Source organism: Lentzea kentuckyensis, assembly GCF_002150765.1.
Taxonomy (GTDB): Bacteria; Actinomycetota; Actinomycetes; order Mycobacteriales; family Pseudonocardiaceae; genus Lentzea; species Lentzea kentuckyensis.
Window position 1 is genome coordinate 1 of sequence record NZ_MUYM01000027.1, and the last position, 14,577, is coordinate 14,577.

Below are 14,577 nucleotides of genomic sequence, written 5' to 3' on the forward strand. Positions count from 1 at the left end.
CATCGGCTCGTAACTACAACCAACTTGCAGGTGCAGCATCGTGAGAGCGCGACCACCTCACGCAACGGTGCTTGACAGCTTGTTCACCGAGACATGTCACGGGTTGCCGCGGTGGCCTCGCCCTGTGCCTGCGCCGAGAGGTCCTGCCAGTCGTCCCAGAGCTTGAGGCGGTCGGCGTAGGCCTGCTGGACCATGGGGTAGAAGCCCTGGCCGAAGAGGATTCGCAGGGGTGGGTTGTCGAGGTCGACGATCTTGAGAAGTGCCTGGGCCGCGGCTGCGGGGTCGCCGGCGGGCTGCTTGCCCGCCATCGCGCCGAGCTGGTGGCGGAGACCGTCGTAGGCCGGGCTGGTCTTGGCCATGTGGCCGTTGTCGAGCGGGTTCGGGTTCTTGCCCTTCCTGGTGGCGAAGCCGCCGGGCTCGATCACGGTCACCTTGATGCCGAAGCCGGCGACCTCGCCGGCGAGGGCTTCGTTCAGGCCTTCCAGGGCCCACTTGGAGGCGTGGTACGCGCCGCCGAGCGGCATCGCGATGAGCCCGGCCGCCGAGGACAGCTGGATGATGTGCCCCGCGCCCTGCTCACGTAGGTGGGGCAGCACTGCCTGGATGACCCAGACCGCACCGAACAGGTTGGTCTCCAGCTGGTCACGCAGCTCCTGCTCGGTCAACTCCTCGATCGCACCGACCTGTGCGTAACCGGCGTTGTTCACGACGACGTCCAGACGACCGAAGTGCTGCCTGGCCCGCTCCACGCTCTCGGTGACGGCGGCCTTGTCGGTGACGTCCATCGCCAACGGCAGTACCGCGTCGCCGTAGGTGGCGACCAGATCGTCCAGGCCCGCGGTGTTCCTGGCGGTCGCGGCCACCTTGTCGCCACGGGACAGCGCGGCCTCGACGAACTCGCGGCCGAGACCGCGGGACGAACCGGTGACGAACCAGACCTTGCTCATGATGTTGTTCCTTTCCAGGGGGTTGGTGGTCACCAGGCGACAGGGCCGAGGCGGTCGATGAAGGTTCCGGTCGGTCCGTCGGCGTCGAGCGTCGCGAGCTCGATGATCGGGTCGGTGCCCTCGGTGACCGTCAGCTGGCCGGTGTGGTTGTTCATGTCGGTGGCGGTGAACTTGTGGTTCACGACTTCGCCTGGAGTGAGGGCGTTGAACTTGATGTCCGGGAGTGCTTGCGCGTACCGGACGGTGATCATGTTCAGCGCCGCCTTCGACGAGGTGTAGGCGAGTTCGTGCATCGTCGAGACGGCCTGGTCCGGGGCGGTCACCACCGCGAAGGAACCCGCGGCGCTGGACACCATCACCACTCGCGGGTGGTCTGCCTTGCGCAGCAGGGGGAGGAACGCGTGCGTGACCCTGACCGGTCCGTACACGTTGGTGTTGTAGACGGAATGAATCTCGTCGGCCGTCGCGTCCGCGGGCGGGACGATCCTTCCTGCCGCGCCGGCGTTGTTGATCAGCACGTCCAGCCGGTCGGTGTGCTTTCGGACCAGTCGTACGGCGTCGGTCACCGACTCGTCGGAGGTCACGTCCAGCGGGACCACGACCACGTTCACGCCACCGGCGGCCAGCTTGTCGGCGGCTGCCTGTCCTCGCTCTTCGTCGCGCGAGCCGAGGAAGACCGTCCAGCCCTGCTCGCCGAGCCTGCGGGCCGTCTCGAGGCCGAGCCCCTTGTTGCCTCCGGTGATCAACACCGTGCTCTGTTCCATGTTCGTCATGCCCACCAGACGCCTCGACCCACTCGGCTGTGACGTCATGTGAACGGCATCACAGTCAGCTGGTCGAGCGAGTTCGGTGAGGCCCGCGTCCGCTCAGGACCTCCACGTCCGCTTGCTCAGCAGCCGCATGCCGTTGAGCGCGACCAGCACAGTCGATCCCTCGTGCCCGGCGACGCCGAGCGGGAGCGGCAACGTGCCGAAGAGGTCCCACGCGGACAGCACCACGATGAACGTGCCGGCGATCGTCAGGTTGGCGATCACGACCTTCCTCGCCCGGCGGGCCAGCGCCACCAGCGCCAGGACCACGGTCAGGTCGTCGCCCACCACCACGGCGTCGGCGGTGTCCACGGTGAGGGCGGACCCCTTGCGGCCCATGGCGATTCCGCTGTGGGCCGCGGCAAGTGCGGGAGCGTCGTTCACGCCGTCTCCGACGAACAGCACCCTGCCGTCCATCTCCTCGACGGCTCGTACTTTGTCCTGCGGCAGCAGTTCCGCGCGCACGTTGATGATGCCGACCGCGTCCGCGACGCGGTGTGCGGCGAAGTGGTTGTCTCCGGTCAGCAGCACCGGGCTCCGTCCAGTGAGGACGGTGAGACCGCGGACCGCGGGCTCGCTGGACGGGCGCAGCCGGTCAGCCAGTTCGATGACACCGATCTGACGCTGGTCCGCAGTGACCACAACCGCTGTGTTGTCGTTCGGCGCGGAGTCGGCTCGGTGCACCGACACGACCTCGTGAGCAACGCGTGCTGTCACTCCGGTACCGGGGATGGCGCGGAAGTCGGTGGTGCGTCGCAGGACCAGGTTTCGTTGCCGCGCGGCTTCGACGATCGCGCGACCGATCGGGTGTTCGCTGAACTGTTCGGCCGCGGCGGCCAGTGCGAGCACGTGGTCCGGGTCGCCGTCGGTGATGATGCCGATGACCTGCGGCGTGCCTTCGGTGAGCGTGCCGGTCTTGTCGAACGCCACCGCGTCCGCGGTGCCCAGCTGTTCCATGGCCACGGCGGATTTCACCAGTACGCCGCGCTTTCCCGCGTTGGCGATGGCGGCGAGCAACGGCGGCATGGTGGCCAGCACGAGCGCACACGGCGAAGCGACGATCATGAAGGTCATCGCGCGCAGCAGCGTTGGTTCCAGCGCCGCGCCGAACGCCAGCGGCACCGTGAACAACGCGAGCGTCACGGCCACCACACCCACCGAGTAGCGCTGCTCGACCTTCTCGATGAACAGTTGCGTCTTCGCCTTGGTGGCGGATGCCTGCTCGACCATCACCACGATTCGGGCGATCACCGTGTCGTGAGCAGCGCGGGTGATCCGGACGCGGAGTGCGCCGGTGCCGTTGAGCGATCCCGCGAACACCTCCGAGCCGGGTTCCTTCGGCACGGGCAGCGACTCGCCGGTGATCGACGCCTGGTCGGCCTCGCTGCGCCCGTCGACGACCACGCCGTCTCCGCCGATCCGTTCGCCCGGCCGCACGAGGATCTCGTCACCGACCCGCAGCGTCGCCGCGTCCACCTCCCGTTCGCGGCTGTCCCGCAACAACAGGGTGGCGCGTTGCGGCGCGAGGTCGAGCAGCCCGCGCACCGAGTCGGCCGTCCGCTGGGTGAGCACCGCCTCCAGCGCACCCGACGTCGCGAAGATGACGATCAGCAGGCCGCCGTCGACGACCTGACCGATCGCGGCCGCGCCGATCGCGGCGACGATCATCAGCAGGTCGACGTCGAGCGTCCGCTCCCGGAGCGCCTTGAGCCCGGCGAGCGCGGGTTCCCAGCCGCCGGCGAGATAGCAGGCCAGCAGCAACGTCCACCAGCTCCACGGCGGGCCGCCGGTGAACTTGGCCGCGAGTCCGAGCAGGAACAGGGCGGTGGCTGCGACCGCCCAGCGAACTTCGGTGATCGTGAAGACGGAGCGGTGCCGGAGAGAAGGTGTGCGGTGTGGCGCATCCACGGAGAGCGTCGAAGTCACGGCCGCACCATACAGGAACATCTGAAGACCTCTTCATGTGTTCACTGAGTAGGATGCTGTCATGGGTCACGGAGTCGAGGGCAGAGCCACACCGCCTGCGCAGCTGGACGCGGAGTCGGCGGCGACGGTGGCGGCCACCCTTCAGGCGCTCGCGACGCCGAGTCGCCTGCGCATCCTGACTCGCCTGCGCCACGGCGCCTGCCCCGTCGGCGAACTCGCGGAAGCCGTCGAGATGGAGCAGTCCGCGGTCTCACACCAGTTGCGATTGCTGCGCGCACTCGGACTGGTGACAGGTACGCGCCAAGGCCGCAGTGTGGTCTACAGCCTGTACGACAACCACGTCGCGATGCTGCTCGACGAGGCCGTCTATCACATCGAGCACCTCGGGCTCGGCGCCACCGACGACGACATCGGTACCGCCTGAGCCCAAAATGACCGGTTGATCAAGCAAGCGGCTTGCGGTAGCGGACGTACTCGTTCTGCCGCCGGAACCCCACACTCTCGTAAAGATCGTAGGACCGGTGCGGATTTGCCGTGCCCGTGAACAGCCGTGCAGTCGTCGCACCCTGCTCGCGAAGGCTTCGCAGCCCATCCAGCAGCAGGGCCCGGCCGATTCCCAGGCGTCGGTGGTCCGTCCGGACGCTCAACTCTTCGACCTCGCCCACGGTGTGGTGGTGACGGCGGATGGAGCAGAGGGCGACGCCGACCATGTCCTGCTCGTTCCACGCCGCTCTCCAGCATGCCGGGTCAGCGGTGTCGACGAAGTCCTGGAAAGTCCATTTTCGAGTGGGACTGGTATCCGTGTACGAATCGACGACCGTCCTCCAGGCGGCACGGTAGTGGCTTGTCCCGATCGGTCCCGTCCGCATCCCGGCCGGCAGGTCGCTGCCCGGCTCGGGCAACTGCTGGAGATCGCCCAGCTTCAGCTCGACCAGGCTGAAGAGGCGTCGGTAGCCGGCTGCGAGCAGTAGCGCCGTGGCGTCCTGTTCGGAGGCCATGGCGTTCGCGCCGATCACTGCCGTGCGGGCCGTTCCATGCTGTTCGGCGAGCTGGCGGATCCGTGCTTCGGCCCAGCTCAGCATGGCTGAGCCGATGCCCTGATCGCGATGTTCGGGCAAGAGGTGGCCACGGTGCAGGTACAGCCACGTGTCGTCCCGCTCCTGCCACCACCGGATCGTCGAGTAGCCGACCACGCTCCCGTCGTGCACCACCAGGATCTGGTTCTTGGACGGCTCCTCCAGCCTGGCGGAGGCTTCGGCGATCTCGGCCGCTGCCGGGAGCCCTTCCACGACCGAATGGGCGTCGATCCGGTCCCGTTCGGCACACCCCAGCCGCACTGCCGCCATGGGGCCGTGGTCTTCGCCGCCGCGATACGGCCGGAACCCGAAGCCCACCGGAAGGATTTGTCCTGGCGCACCATCCGACATGGTCGGATGCTCTCGAACTTTGCGGAAGGTCCGCCACCGACGCTGGGTGATACCCGGGACTGACTGCTACCTTGCGCCGCAAGGTACCTTGTGTCCGTGACGACAGATGCCCAGTTGCTCGCCCAGCTTCGACGCGGGGTGATCGAGCACTGCGTGCTGGCCTTGCTGGAACGTGGTCCCCGTTACGGCTTCGACCTGGTCCGCGCGCTCGCCGCGGTCGAAGGTCTGGGCACCAGCGAGGGCACGATCTATCCGCTGCTGTCGCGGCTGCGCAAAGACGGGTTGCTGGAGACCAGCTGGCAGCCATCGGACCAGGGCCCGCCGCGCCGCTACTACGAGCTGACCGCGCAGGGCCGAACCGCACTGGAAGTGTTCCACCGCCACTGGCGCAGCTTCCGCACCGCGGTGGACGAGGTTCTTGAGGGAGAGAAATGAACGCCGTGAAGCATTCCGCTGCGGCGGACTGGCTGGCGCGCTTCGACCGCGCCGCTTCCGCCCTGCCGCAGCCCCGCCGGGGAGAACTGCGGCAGGAGCTCGTCGAACACCTGGACGCACTGATCGCCGAAGGCATGTCCGAGGAGGAACTCGCCGCGGCGGTGGCCCGGCTGGGTGACCCGGCCGACACCGTGGCGGCAGAGGGTCTCCCGCTGGTGTCCCCGGCCCGCGCCCGTGCCGCGCTGGGCCTGCTGTTGTTGCCGCTGACCGGTTTGCTCTACCTGACCCCGGCGCTGCCGCCCGGTCTGCCCAGCATGGCCCTGATCGTGCTGGCGTCCCTGGTCGTGCTGGTCTTGGTGCTGCGTGCGGAGGCCGCTGCGGGCACCCGGACGCTGGGCGTGCTGGGCGCGCTCGCCCCGCCGCTGGCCGGGCTGGGCGGCATCCTGGACAAGGTGTTCCAAGCCGGGCACCTGTGGACGAACGAACCCGCCGGGCCTGGCCGCGCACTCCAGTACGTCTGGGCAAGCGACTCCTGGGTGGTGGTGCTCGGCCAGTTGGCGATGCTGCTGCTGGGCCTCGGCCTGCCCGTGCTCGCCGGACTGCGCCTGCGTCGCCCGGAAACGCCGGGGGACACCCGCCTGTTCCTCGGCACGCTCGCCCTGCTGCTCGCGCCTGCCGTGGGCCTGGCCACCGCGCTGCTGCTGTCCGGCGCCCGCCTGGGCACCTCGGTCGGGACCCTGCTCGACGGCCCGCTGCTGGTCACCGCCCTGGTGTGCGTCGCGGCGCTGCTGACCGCCGGCGGACTGCTGCTCCTGCGGCCGGGACTGGTCCTGTTCACCAAGGTTCTCGTCGCGGCCGCGATACTGGCCGCGCCGGTCGGTGTGGTGCTGCTCGCCCAGCACGAGACCCGGCTCGCTGGGGTGGTGTGGGACGCGGGAGCCGAGCCGCCGCGGAACGCCGCAGACGACATGACGCGCGCTCAGGCTGTGCCTGACTCCGTGCTCGCCCCCGCCCCGGCGTGGGTCCCCGCCGATCAGAGCGCCCGCCTGGGGCTGGGCTTGCTGTTCGTGGTCGCGCTGCCGCTGGCAGCGGCCTGGAGGGCCGGCCGCCACGTGCGGTGACCGGGCAGCCGCTCCCAGGACCCCCTCGGCTCCACAATTTGATACAGCACACGAATCGCCCGCTGAACTGTGTGAACAGGTTCGGCGGGCGATCTTGTTTTCTGTCCCGAGTGGACGGTGGTATCGCTGACTGGCACCGCGCGTCTGCGGGCCAGCACGTGTGGCCCTGCCTGTCCTCCCGGTAGTAGATAGGGTCTGCTGCACGGGTTGGTGACATCTTGAGTTGGCTTGCCGTGATGGTGCTCGCAGTTCCGATCAAGAAGATTCGTCCGCGCGCTCGCTCTACACCGGCTGGCCGGTTCCATGGGCCGTGCTGGTCGCCAACGGTGCGGTGCGGGGCCAGGTCCAGGCGTACCGCAGGATGAGGGCGAGAAGGATCAGTTCCAATGCGATGCCAAGGCCGTAGAAGTACAGCCAGGACGCGCCGACCGCGTTGAACGCCGTGACGGGGACGTAGAGCGCGGCCACGGTGAGGTTGGTGATGCGGTTCGCCTTGGCGGGCAGCGTCATCGACAGCACGACCATGAGGATCGGGATGGCCACGAGGGTCAGCGCCGCGGTCGAAAAGGTCTGGGAGAGGTCGAACTCGAAGACCTTGCCGGCAAGGATGTCTTCGACGACGCCGGGCGTGAAGAAGTTGAGAATGTCCACGTAGGCGTACAGGAACATGAAGCTTGTCCACGTAGCGGCGAGCTTGGCTCTCACCGGGATCCGCTCGTCCTCCAGTGTGGCGGTGGCGGGGCGACGTGTTCTCATCATGGGCTCCGTTGTCGTGGTGAAGATCGGTGGGTTCACGATCGTTGAGCCCGGCGGCGGGCGCCCCGGCCCGGAGGCCGGGGTTCTCCTGGCCGATGGCATGGTCTTTCTCCTGTTCTTTCGGCTGGTACGCCGAGGCACGCCGATCCCTAGGCTGGAGCCGTGGTCACCGTCTGGCGCTCCATCTGGCGTGAGCCGCGGCCTGCTGACTCCCCATCCATCGGTCGGCTCGACTGGTTGCTGGTGGGCGTGGTCGCGGCCGCCACCTTGGTCGAGGGCATCGCTCGGCCGGGCTTGGCCTGGCAACCCCTGGTGACGGTGTTCGCCCTGGCGCTGACGCCTGCCCTGCTCTGGCGGCGGGCCCGCCCCCTGATGGCCGCCCTGGTCGGGTGGAGCGTCGCCGGGCTGCTCTCGGTCCTCCAGCTGACTGCGCACGCCGGAGACCTCGGCCTCTACTCCATGATGGCCGTCCTGATCCTGCTGTACTCCCTGGTGCGGTGGGGCTCGGGACGGGAGATGGCCGTGGGGACGGCGTTCGTGACAGTCGTTGTCGCGCTGGGGATGTACGCCTCCTCCGCGGGCTGGGCCGACGTTTTCGGCGGAAGCGTCCTCTTGCTGTTGTTCGTCGCCCTCGCGGCGGTGTTCCGCTACCGCGCGGACCTCTGGCATCGCCAACAGCGGGAGATCCGCAATCAGGAGCGGGTGGCGCTGGCGCGAGAGCTGCACGACACGGTGGCCCACCACGTGTCGGCCATCGCGGTGCAGGCGCAGGCCGGTGGCGTGGTCGTCGGCATCCAGCCCGAGAAGGCTGCCGAGTTCCTGGCCGCGATCGAGTCCGAAGCGTCACGAACCCTGGCGGAGATGAGATCCATGGTGCGGTTGCTGCGGGAGGAGGAAGCCGTCGTCTACTCACCGCAGCTGGGTGTGACGGACCTGCCTGCTCTGGCGCGCGCCGACGCGACGCCCACCGTCGAGGTCTCGCTGCACGGTTCGTTGACCCGGCTGGCCCGACCCGTGGACGCCACGCTGTACCGGCTCGCGCAGGAGTCGCTGACCAACGCCGTACGGCACGCCCGGAGCGCGACCCGTGTCGGGATCGACGTACGCCGGGAGGGCGACGTCGTCAGGCTGCGTGTCAGCGACGATGGACGGACCGAGCCGGGACCGGCCCCGGAGCTCGGGTTCGGGCTGCTGGGCATGGCCGAACGCGCCCAGCTCCTCGGCGGATCGCTCTGCGCGGGACCGGGGCCCGAGGGTGGCTGGGTGGTCGAGGCCGTGCTGCCGGTGGAGGCGGTGGCATGAGCATCCGTGTTGTCGTGGCCGACGACCAGGACCTGGTCCGGACCGGGCTGGTGATGATTCTCGGCGCGCAACCCGACATCGAGGTCGTGGGGGAGGCAGCAGACGGGCTCGCAGCGCTCGATCTGGCGACCAGGCTGCGTCCCGATGTCCTCCTCGTCGACATCCGGATGCCCGGACTCGACGGCGTCGAGGTGACGCGACGCCTGGCCGGGTCAGACGTGACGGACCCGATGGCGGTCGTCGTGATCACCACCTTCGACCTCGATGAGTACGTCCTCGGCGCCCTGCGCGCCGGCGCCCGCGGCTTCCTGCTCAAAGACGCCGGTCCGGCGCTCCTCGTGCAGGCCATCCACGCGGCGGCCAACGGGGACGCCCTGATCGCCCCCACCGTCACCCGCCGGCTGCTGGCGACCTTCGCCGACCAGGCGCCGGTGATACCGGTCCAGCCCGTCGACCCGCTCACCGCGCGCGAGGAGGAGGTGCTCGCGCTGGTGGCAAGGGGCCGGACCAACGCCGAGATCGCCACCGAGCTCTTCGTCGGCCTGAGCACGATCAAGTACCACGTCGCGTCGTTGATGACCAAGCTCGGCGCACGCAACCGCGTCGAGATCGCGATGTGGGCGTACGACACCAGACGCGTGAGAGCCAATTAGTGGTACAGATCGCACGAGTCCGACAACGAATCCCACTCTGTCGCAGCAGAGATCGAGAGGAAGTTCTTTGAAGTTGATAGCCCGAGTCTTCGCGCTCATCATGTTCACCGTGTCCGTGGTCGGTACCGCGCCGGCGTCCGCCACCGCTGCCCAGACCGTGGAACTCGCCGCGCCGGCCGGCAGCGGCCTCCCGCCCTACGTCGCCGTCATCAAGCCGGTCACCGCGAAGCGGCTCGCTTCCAGCTGGCGCGAAGGCTGCCCCGTCGGACCCGATCAGCTACGGCTGATCAGCCTGAACTTCGTCGGCTTCGACGGCGCGGTGCGCCGCGGCGAGCTGGTGGTCAACGTCGATCTCGCCGTCGAGGTCGCCCGCGTCTTCGCCGACCTGTACTTCGGCCGGTTCCCCATCGAGCGGATGGAGACCGTGGAGAAGTACAACTCCGACGACGACGCGTCGATGGCGGCGAACAACACCTCGGCGTTCAACTGCCGGGCGATCACCGGTGGCACCGCCTGGTCCAACCACTCCTACGGGCGCGCCATCGACATCAACCCCGTGCAGAACCCCTACATCTCCCGCAGCGGCACGGTGTACCCGCCCAACGGCGCGCCCTACGTCGATCGCACCCAGAACGTGCCCGGCATGATCCACGCGGGCGACGCCACCGAGCAGGCATTCACCACACGCGGCTGGACCTGGGGTGGCTTCTGGGAAACGCCGATCGACTACCAGCACTTCGAGAAGCCCTGACACCGACCCGAGAGGCTGGCCGACCGGCGTCGTTGAGCGTTACCTCGAACGCATCCACCAGGCCGGCCTGGAGCGACGCCTCGGCACCATCGAGCGGTGGCTTCAGCGCAGGTCGCCTCAGCGCAGGTCGTTGACCTCGACGGACAAATGTGGCGACGACACCGTCCAGTGCAGCAACTCGTCGACCTTCACGGCGCCCATCACTCGAACAACCCCGACCGGACGGAAGTGGACAACCGTTCCGGTAGATCCGTCCGCGACGATCGGGACGAGATCGGTCACCGGCAGCGCGTGCTCATAGCGCTGGGTCCAGGAACCGTTGTCACGTTTGTTGGTGTGCACCAACCACTCGCTCAGCGCGGCCACCACCGACATGCCTCGGCGCGGGTGGCCGTCCGGCAGGCACGGCGCGTCGGGCGCGTCGAAGAACCGAAGATCCTTCGACACCATGACGGGCTTCTTGGCGACCCGTCCCTGCCGGTCGACCACCGTGGCGGTCCCCCTCCCGCCGTCCGACACCGTTACCGACCCGTCGGCGTGCAGCGTGATCGAACAACGTCCGCCGTTGTTGGCCTCGGCCTCCTCCTCGGCGTAAGCGACAAGCTCGAGGATCAGATGTCCCACCCCGCCTGGGGCGAACAGCGCTGGGGCTTCGCGGATGCGAGCCAGGTGGTCGACGTCCACCTGGCTCGCCCAGTCATGTGTCGTCTGTGGTCCCGGAGTCCCTGTCTGGCCCATCAGCCAAGCATTCCAGGCTGGTCCACAGATATGAGCGCACATCCGCCAACTGCCGAAGCCAACACCACTTCTGCGCATTCGCCTGGACCGACATCACCTCGTGCCGCCAGCCGAGATCGCCACCGAGCAGTCGGACTGCTGGGTCAGCTGGCACGATCTGCGGCCGCATCCGGACGCGGTCATCGCGGTCGAGGCGCGTCGTCCTCGGCGGTGATAGCGCCGGATCGGGTTGGCCGGGATGAGATGTTCGCCGGCGGCGTCGGTGAGGATCATCGACAGGACCATCGGTCTCAAGGACAGGCATCACTACGCCCGACTCGCGGCACGAGCGGATGTCGTCGAGTCGTCCCGTTGCCGATCGGGACGCGACGGCGACGCGAGCGGCGCCGACCTGTCAAAGAGGAATCCGTGTCCTGGCGACTTGTTCCACCAGGCCGGAGGTGCGGGCGGGGTCGCCGTGCTCGTGTTCCCATTTGGCTGCCGCGAGCCGTCGCAGCAAGACGTAGAACGGAATCAGCTCGTCGAAAGCGGCCGCTTCCGCCCTGTTCGGCGCGTATCCGTCCAGCGCCGCGGGCAACAGGTCCTCGTCGGTGACCACGAGCACCGCCAGATCCATCGCGGGGTCGCCGGGGCTGACGTCCTCCAGGTCGATCAGACCGGCGATCCGGCCATCACGCACCACGAAGTGGTCGGGGCGGCCGTCCAGCAGCGTCAGAGTGCCGTGTCCGGTCATCAGTGGCTGGAGGCGTCGGCACCAGGCCCGGATCTCGTCGCACCGCTGCGCCGGTACACCCGTGAAGTCCTTGAGCCAGGCCAGGATCCAGGCGGTCCAGTTCGTCATCCACTCGCCGATCGTGTCCGGTCTGCTCTCGGGCTCGGCGTGCACCCGGCGCAGCAGCCGGCCCGCCTCGCGTTGTGCCGACAACGGGCTGGCCGCCGACAGCGGCTCGCCCTCGATCCACCGCCGTACCAGATGGGACGGGGCGTCATCACGACTGGCGTGGACCTCCGGCACCGGCAGGCCGGCCGCGCCGAGGCGGGCGATCGCCGCTCGTTCCCGTGCGAACGCGTCCGGCCGCTCGTCCGCCTTCACCGCGAAGTCGCCGACCCTGGCGACCAGCCGACTGGGACGATCGACATGGATCGTGACCGGCCCGGTCGGCAGACCATGGCTGGCTACAACGGTTTCCGGGGCTACAAGCACACGACCGATTCTGGCGTGAGCGATCGGGTTGGCTCGAACGAATTTCGCTGTTGGTGGGCTGGCCGTGCACAGCGACATCCATGGCGGTAGAGCAGACTCCACCATGAGAACGCCCCTTTGCTGCACTGACTCCCGCAAGATCGATTCCTAGTCTTCCGACCATGACTTCGATCCCTGTCGCGGGCTCCGGCCGCGTCGCTTCCAACCGCTGGCAGGCGCTGGTCCAGCGCTTCCCGCTGATCACGTTCTTCACCCTGGCCAACGGCATCAGCTGGCTGGCCTGGATGCCCTACATCCTGTCGTTGGACGGGTTCGGCGTCCTGCACTTCCGGTACCCGGACCTGTTGATGGGCAACCAGCTCACCGCGATCCTGCCCGGCGCGTACCTCGGCCCGCTGACCGCCGCGTTCACCGTCACCGCCGTCACCGAGGGCCGCGAAGGTCTCCGGCGGTGGCGCAAGCGGCTCTTCCAGTTCCGCGCCGGCGTCATGTGGTACGCGTTCGCTCTGTTCGCCGTCCCCGTGGCGGTCCTGCTCGGCACGCTGGCGGCGACCGACGCCGAAGGCTTCCGGGTGCCCTCGCTGATGGTGCTGGCCGTGTACGTGCCGATGCTGGTGCTCCAGTTCTTCACGACCGGCCTCGCCGAGGAACCCGGCTGGCGCGACTTCGCCCTCAACCGCCTCCAGCAGCGTCACCAGCCGATGATCGCCACGTTCGTCCTCGGCATCCTGTGGATCATCTGGCACCTGCCGCTGTTCCTCACCCCGTGGGCAGGTCCCGATGTCACTCCTGAAACGCTCGTCCGCTTCGCCATCATGGCCATGGAGATGAGCTTCCTGATCACCCTGGTCTACAACAAGGGACGCCAGAGTCTGCCCCTGGTGATGCTGCTGCACTGCTCTATCAACAACTTCCAGTCCGTCGCCTTCTCCGAGTTCTTTCCCGATGCCAGCGAAGAACTGCTCTGGGGGCCTGCGCTCGGCCTCGGCGTGCTGAGCCTCGTCGTCATCGTCGTCACCAAGGGACGGCTCGGCTACACCGGTGGCGTCGACACGAAGATTCAGCCGGCCGCAGCGATTCGCGCTTCAGCAGCTTGAGCATTTCCGTCCGAAGAGGTGCACTTCATGGATGTCCGGGATGGCGACTCGACGACCCTTGCGGTGTTCATCCGCGTTGTCGGCGGGCACGTGAGGCAGCCCAGTGGCGCAGGCGTTCGGTGATCTGGGCCTCGTAGCCGTTCTGGGTGGGCTGGTAGTACGTCTCGCGGTCCATGCCGCCGGGGAAGTAGTCGGCACCGGAGAAGCCGTCGGCGGTGTCGGGGTCGTACTGGTAGTCCTTGCCGTAGCCGAGGTCTTTCATCAGCCGGGTCGGGGCGTTGAGGATGTGGGCGGGCGGCATGAGCGAGCCGGTGCGTCGGGCGGCGCCATGTGCCGCGTTGAAGCCGCGGTAGACGGCGATGGATTTCGGGGCGGTGGCGAGGTAGACGACTGCCTGGGCGATCGCCAGCTCGCCCTCGGGGGAGCCGAGTCGCTCGTACACGTCCCAGGCGGCGAGCGTCTGCTGAACCGCGTGCGGGTCGGCCATGCCGATGTCCTCGCTGGCGAAGCGGACCAGTCGGCGGGCCACGTAGAGCGGGTCCTCGCCACCGTCGAGCATGCGGGCGAGCCAGTACAGCGCCGCGTCCGGGTCGGAGCCGCGCATCGACTTGTGCAGTGCGGAGATCAGGTTGTAGTGGCTCTCCTGCGCCTTGTCGTACAGCGGGGCGCGCTGCTGGATGTGGTGGGCGAGCGCGGTGGTGTCGAGGGGTGTCTCGATGTCCGGGATGGCCTGGAGCTGTTCGGCCATGTTGAGGAGGTAGCGGCCGTCGCCGTCGGCCATGGCGATCAGGGCGCGGCGGGCGTCGTCGTCCAGGGGCAGCCGGTGGCCGGTGAGCTGTTCGACGCGGTTGAGCAGCGTGGACAGCGCGGCTTCGTCGAGGCGTTTGAGGACGAGGACCTGGGTGCGGGAGAGGAGGGCGCCGTTGAGTTCGAAGCTCGGGTTCTCCGTGGTGGCGCCGATCAGGACGATCGTGCCGTCCTCGACGTAGGGAAGGAAGCTGTCCTGCTGGGCGCGGTTGAAGCGGTGGATCTCGTCGACGAACAGCAGGGTGCCCTGGCCGATGTCCCGCCGGTTTCGTGCGGTGGCGAAGACCTTCCGCAGCTCGGCCACGCCGGAGAAGGTGGCCGACACCGATTCGAAGGTCAGGTTGCTGCCGTCCGCGAGGAGCCGGGCGATGGTCGTTTTCCCGACGCCGGGTGGCCCCCACAGGATCGCGGAGCCGAGGCGTTGCTGGGCGACCATGCGGCCCAGCGGGGCGTCCGGGGCCAGGAGGTGGTCCTGCCCGACGACATCGTCCAGCCGCGTGGGGCGCAAGCGGTCGGCGAGTGGCCGGGCGGGCTCCTCGTCGAAGAGCGGCAAAGTCGGTTCCATCGGACTCTCGGGTCGGAGGCGGGACGTGTGCGGGCGTAG

16 protein-coding genes are annotated in these 14,577 nt (G+C 68.4%); 7 read left to right on the plus strand and 9 right to left on the minus strand.

Annotated elements, in window-relative coordinates; all coding sequences use genetic code 11:
- Nucleotides 1–83: 83 nt before the first annotated feature.
- From B0F77_RS14755 to B0F77_RS14765, 3 genes are all read right to left on the minus strand, one after another.
- Nucleotides 84–947 (minus strand): SDR family NAD(P)-dependent oxidoreductase, encoded by an 864-nt coding sequence (locus B0F77_RS14755; protein ID WP_086663532.1) that lies wholly within the window; start codon nt 945–947, stop codon nt 84–86.
- Nucleotides 948–976: 29 nt separating this feature from the next.
- Nucleotides 977–1,720 carry an SDR family oxidoreductase gene (locus tag B0F77_RS14760; protein WP_086663533.1) on the minus strand — a complete coding sequence of 248 codons (744 nt, stop codon included), beginning with the start codon at nt 1,718–1,720 and terminating at the stop codon, nt 977–979.
- A gap of 93 nt (nt 1,721–1,813) precedes the next feature.
- A complete protein-coding gene (locus B0F77_RS14765; protein WP_086663459.1) occupies nt 1,814–3,703 on the minus strand; it encodes a heavy metal translocating P-type ATPase in 1,890 nt (629 codons plus the stop codon).
- Between the two features lie 40 nt (nt 3,704–3,743).
- On the opposite strand from B0F77_RS14765, the gene B0F77_RS14770 reads away from it, so the two are divergent.
- Nucleotides 3,744–4,106 (plus strand): ArsR/SmtB family transcription factor, encoded by a 363-nt coding sequence (locus tag B0F77_RS14770; RefSeq protein WP_086663460.1) that lies wholly within the window; start codon nt 3,744–3,746, stop codon nt 4,104–4,106.
- 19 nt (nt 4,107–4,125) lie between these two features.
- Here B0F77_RS14770 and B0F77_RS14775 read toward each other — a convergent pair whose 3' ends face one another.
- Nucleotides 4,126–5,076 (minus strand): GNAT family N-acetyltransferase, encoded by a 951-nt coding sequence (locus B0F77_RS14775; protein ID WP_211293796.1) that lies wholly within the window; start codon nt 5,074–5,076, stop codon nt 4,126–4,128.
- A gap of 129 nt (nt 5,077–5,205) precedes the next feature.
- Here B0F77_RS14775 and B0F77_RS14780 point away from each other — a divergent pair, with 129 nt between their 5' ends.
- Entirely contained in the window at nt 5,206–5,544 is a 339-nt protein-coding gene (locus B0F77_RS14780) for a PadR family transcriptional regulator (protein ID WP_211293797.1), read from the plus strand.
- Nucleotides 5,541–6,665, plus strand: a complete 1,125-nt coding sequence (locus tag B0F77_RS14785; RefSeq protein ID WP_086663463.1) for an HAAS signaling domain-containing protein — start codon at nt 5,541–5,543, stop codon at nt 6,663–6,665. The genes B0F77_RS14780 and B0F77_RS14785 overlap by 4 nt, the downstream gene beginning before the upstream one ends.
- A gap of 282 nt (nt 6,666–6,947) precedes the next feature.
- Here the strand turns inward: B0F77_RS14785 and B0F77_RS14790 are convergent, their stop codons facing one another.
- Nucleotides 6,948–7,421 (minus strand): DUF6326 family protein, encoded by a 474-nt coding sequence (locus B0F77_RS14790; protein ID WP_086663534.1) that lies wholly within the window; start codon nt 7,419–7,421, stop codon nt 6,948–6,950.
- Nucleotides 7,422–7,583: 162 nt separating this feature from the next.
- Here B0F77_RS14790 and B0F77_RS14795 point away from each other — a divergent pair, with 162 nt between their 5' ends.
- The 3 genes from B0F77_RS14795 (at nt 7,584) to B0F77_RS14805 (ending at nt 10,127) form a co-directional block, all read left to right on the plus strand.
- Nucleotides 7,584–8,723 carry a sensor histidine kinase gene (locus B0F77_RS14795; protein WP_086663464.1) on the plus strand — a complete coding sequence of 380 codons (1,140 nt, stop codon included), beginning with the start codon at nt 7,584–7,586 and terminating at the stop codon, nt 8,721–8,723.
- Nucleotides 8,720–9,376, plus strand: coding sequence for a response regulator (locus tag B0F77_RS14800; RefSeq protein WP_086663465.1), 657 nt, complete (start codon nt 8,720–8,722; stop codon nt 9,374–9,376). The genes B0F77_RS14795 and B0F77_RS14800 overlap by 4 nt, the downstream gene beginning before the upstream one ends.
- Before the next feature lie 67 nt (nt 9,377–9,443).
- On the plus strand, nt 9,444–10,127 hold the full coding sequence (locus B0F77_RS14805; RefSeq protein ID WP_086663466.1) for a M15 family metallopeptidase: 684 nt from the start codon (nt 9,444–9,446) through the stop codon (nt 10,125–10,127).
- A gap of 117 nt (nt 10,128–10,244) precedes the next feature.
- Here the strand turns inward: B0F77_RS14805 and B0F77_RS14810 are convergent, their stop codons facing one another.
- From B0F77_RS14810 to B0F77_RS14820, 3 genes are all read right to left on the minus strand, one after another.
- A complete protein-coding gene (locus B0F77_RS14810; protein WP_211293798.1) occupies nt 10,245–10,811 on the minus strand; it encodes an ATP-binding protein in 567 nt (188 codons plus the stop codon).
- Between the two features lie 147 nt (nt 10,812–10,958).
- On the minus strand, nt 10,959–11,138 hold the full coding sequence (locus tag B0F77_RS14815) for a hypothetical protein (RefSeq protein WP_143466729.1): 180 nt from the start codon (nt 11,136–11,138) through the stop codon (nt 10,959–10,961).
- A 121-nt stretch (nt 11,139–11,259) separates the two neighbouring features.
- Complete coding sequence (locus B0F77_RS14820; RefSeq protein ID WP_158102692.1) at nt 11,260–12,069, minus strand: phosphotransferase family protein; 810 nt, start codon at nt 12,067–12,069, stop codon at nt 11,260–11,262.
- 161 nt (nt 12,070–12,230) lie between these two features.
- Between B0F77_RS14820 and B0F77_RS14825 the strand changes: the two genes are divergently transcribed.
- A complete protein-coding gene (locus B0F77_RS14825; protein ID WP_086663470.1) occupies nt 12,231–13,166 on the plus strand; it encodes a CPBP family intramembrane glutamic endopeptidase in 936 nt (311 codons plus the stop codon).
- A 67-nt stretch (nt 13,167–13,233) separates the two neighbouring features.
- Here the strand turns inward: B0F77_RS14825 and B0F77_RS14830 are convergent, their stop codons facing one another.
- The gene (locus B0F77_RS14830) at nt 13,234–14,538 is read right to left on the minus strand and encodes a replication-associated recombination protein A (protein WP_086663471.1); all 1,305 of its coding nucleotides are present in this window, start codon (nt 14,536–14,538) and stop codon (nt 13,234–13,236) included.
- Nucleotides 14,539–14,577: the final 39 nt, after the last annotated feature.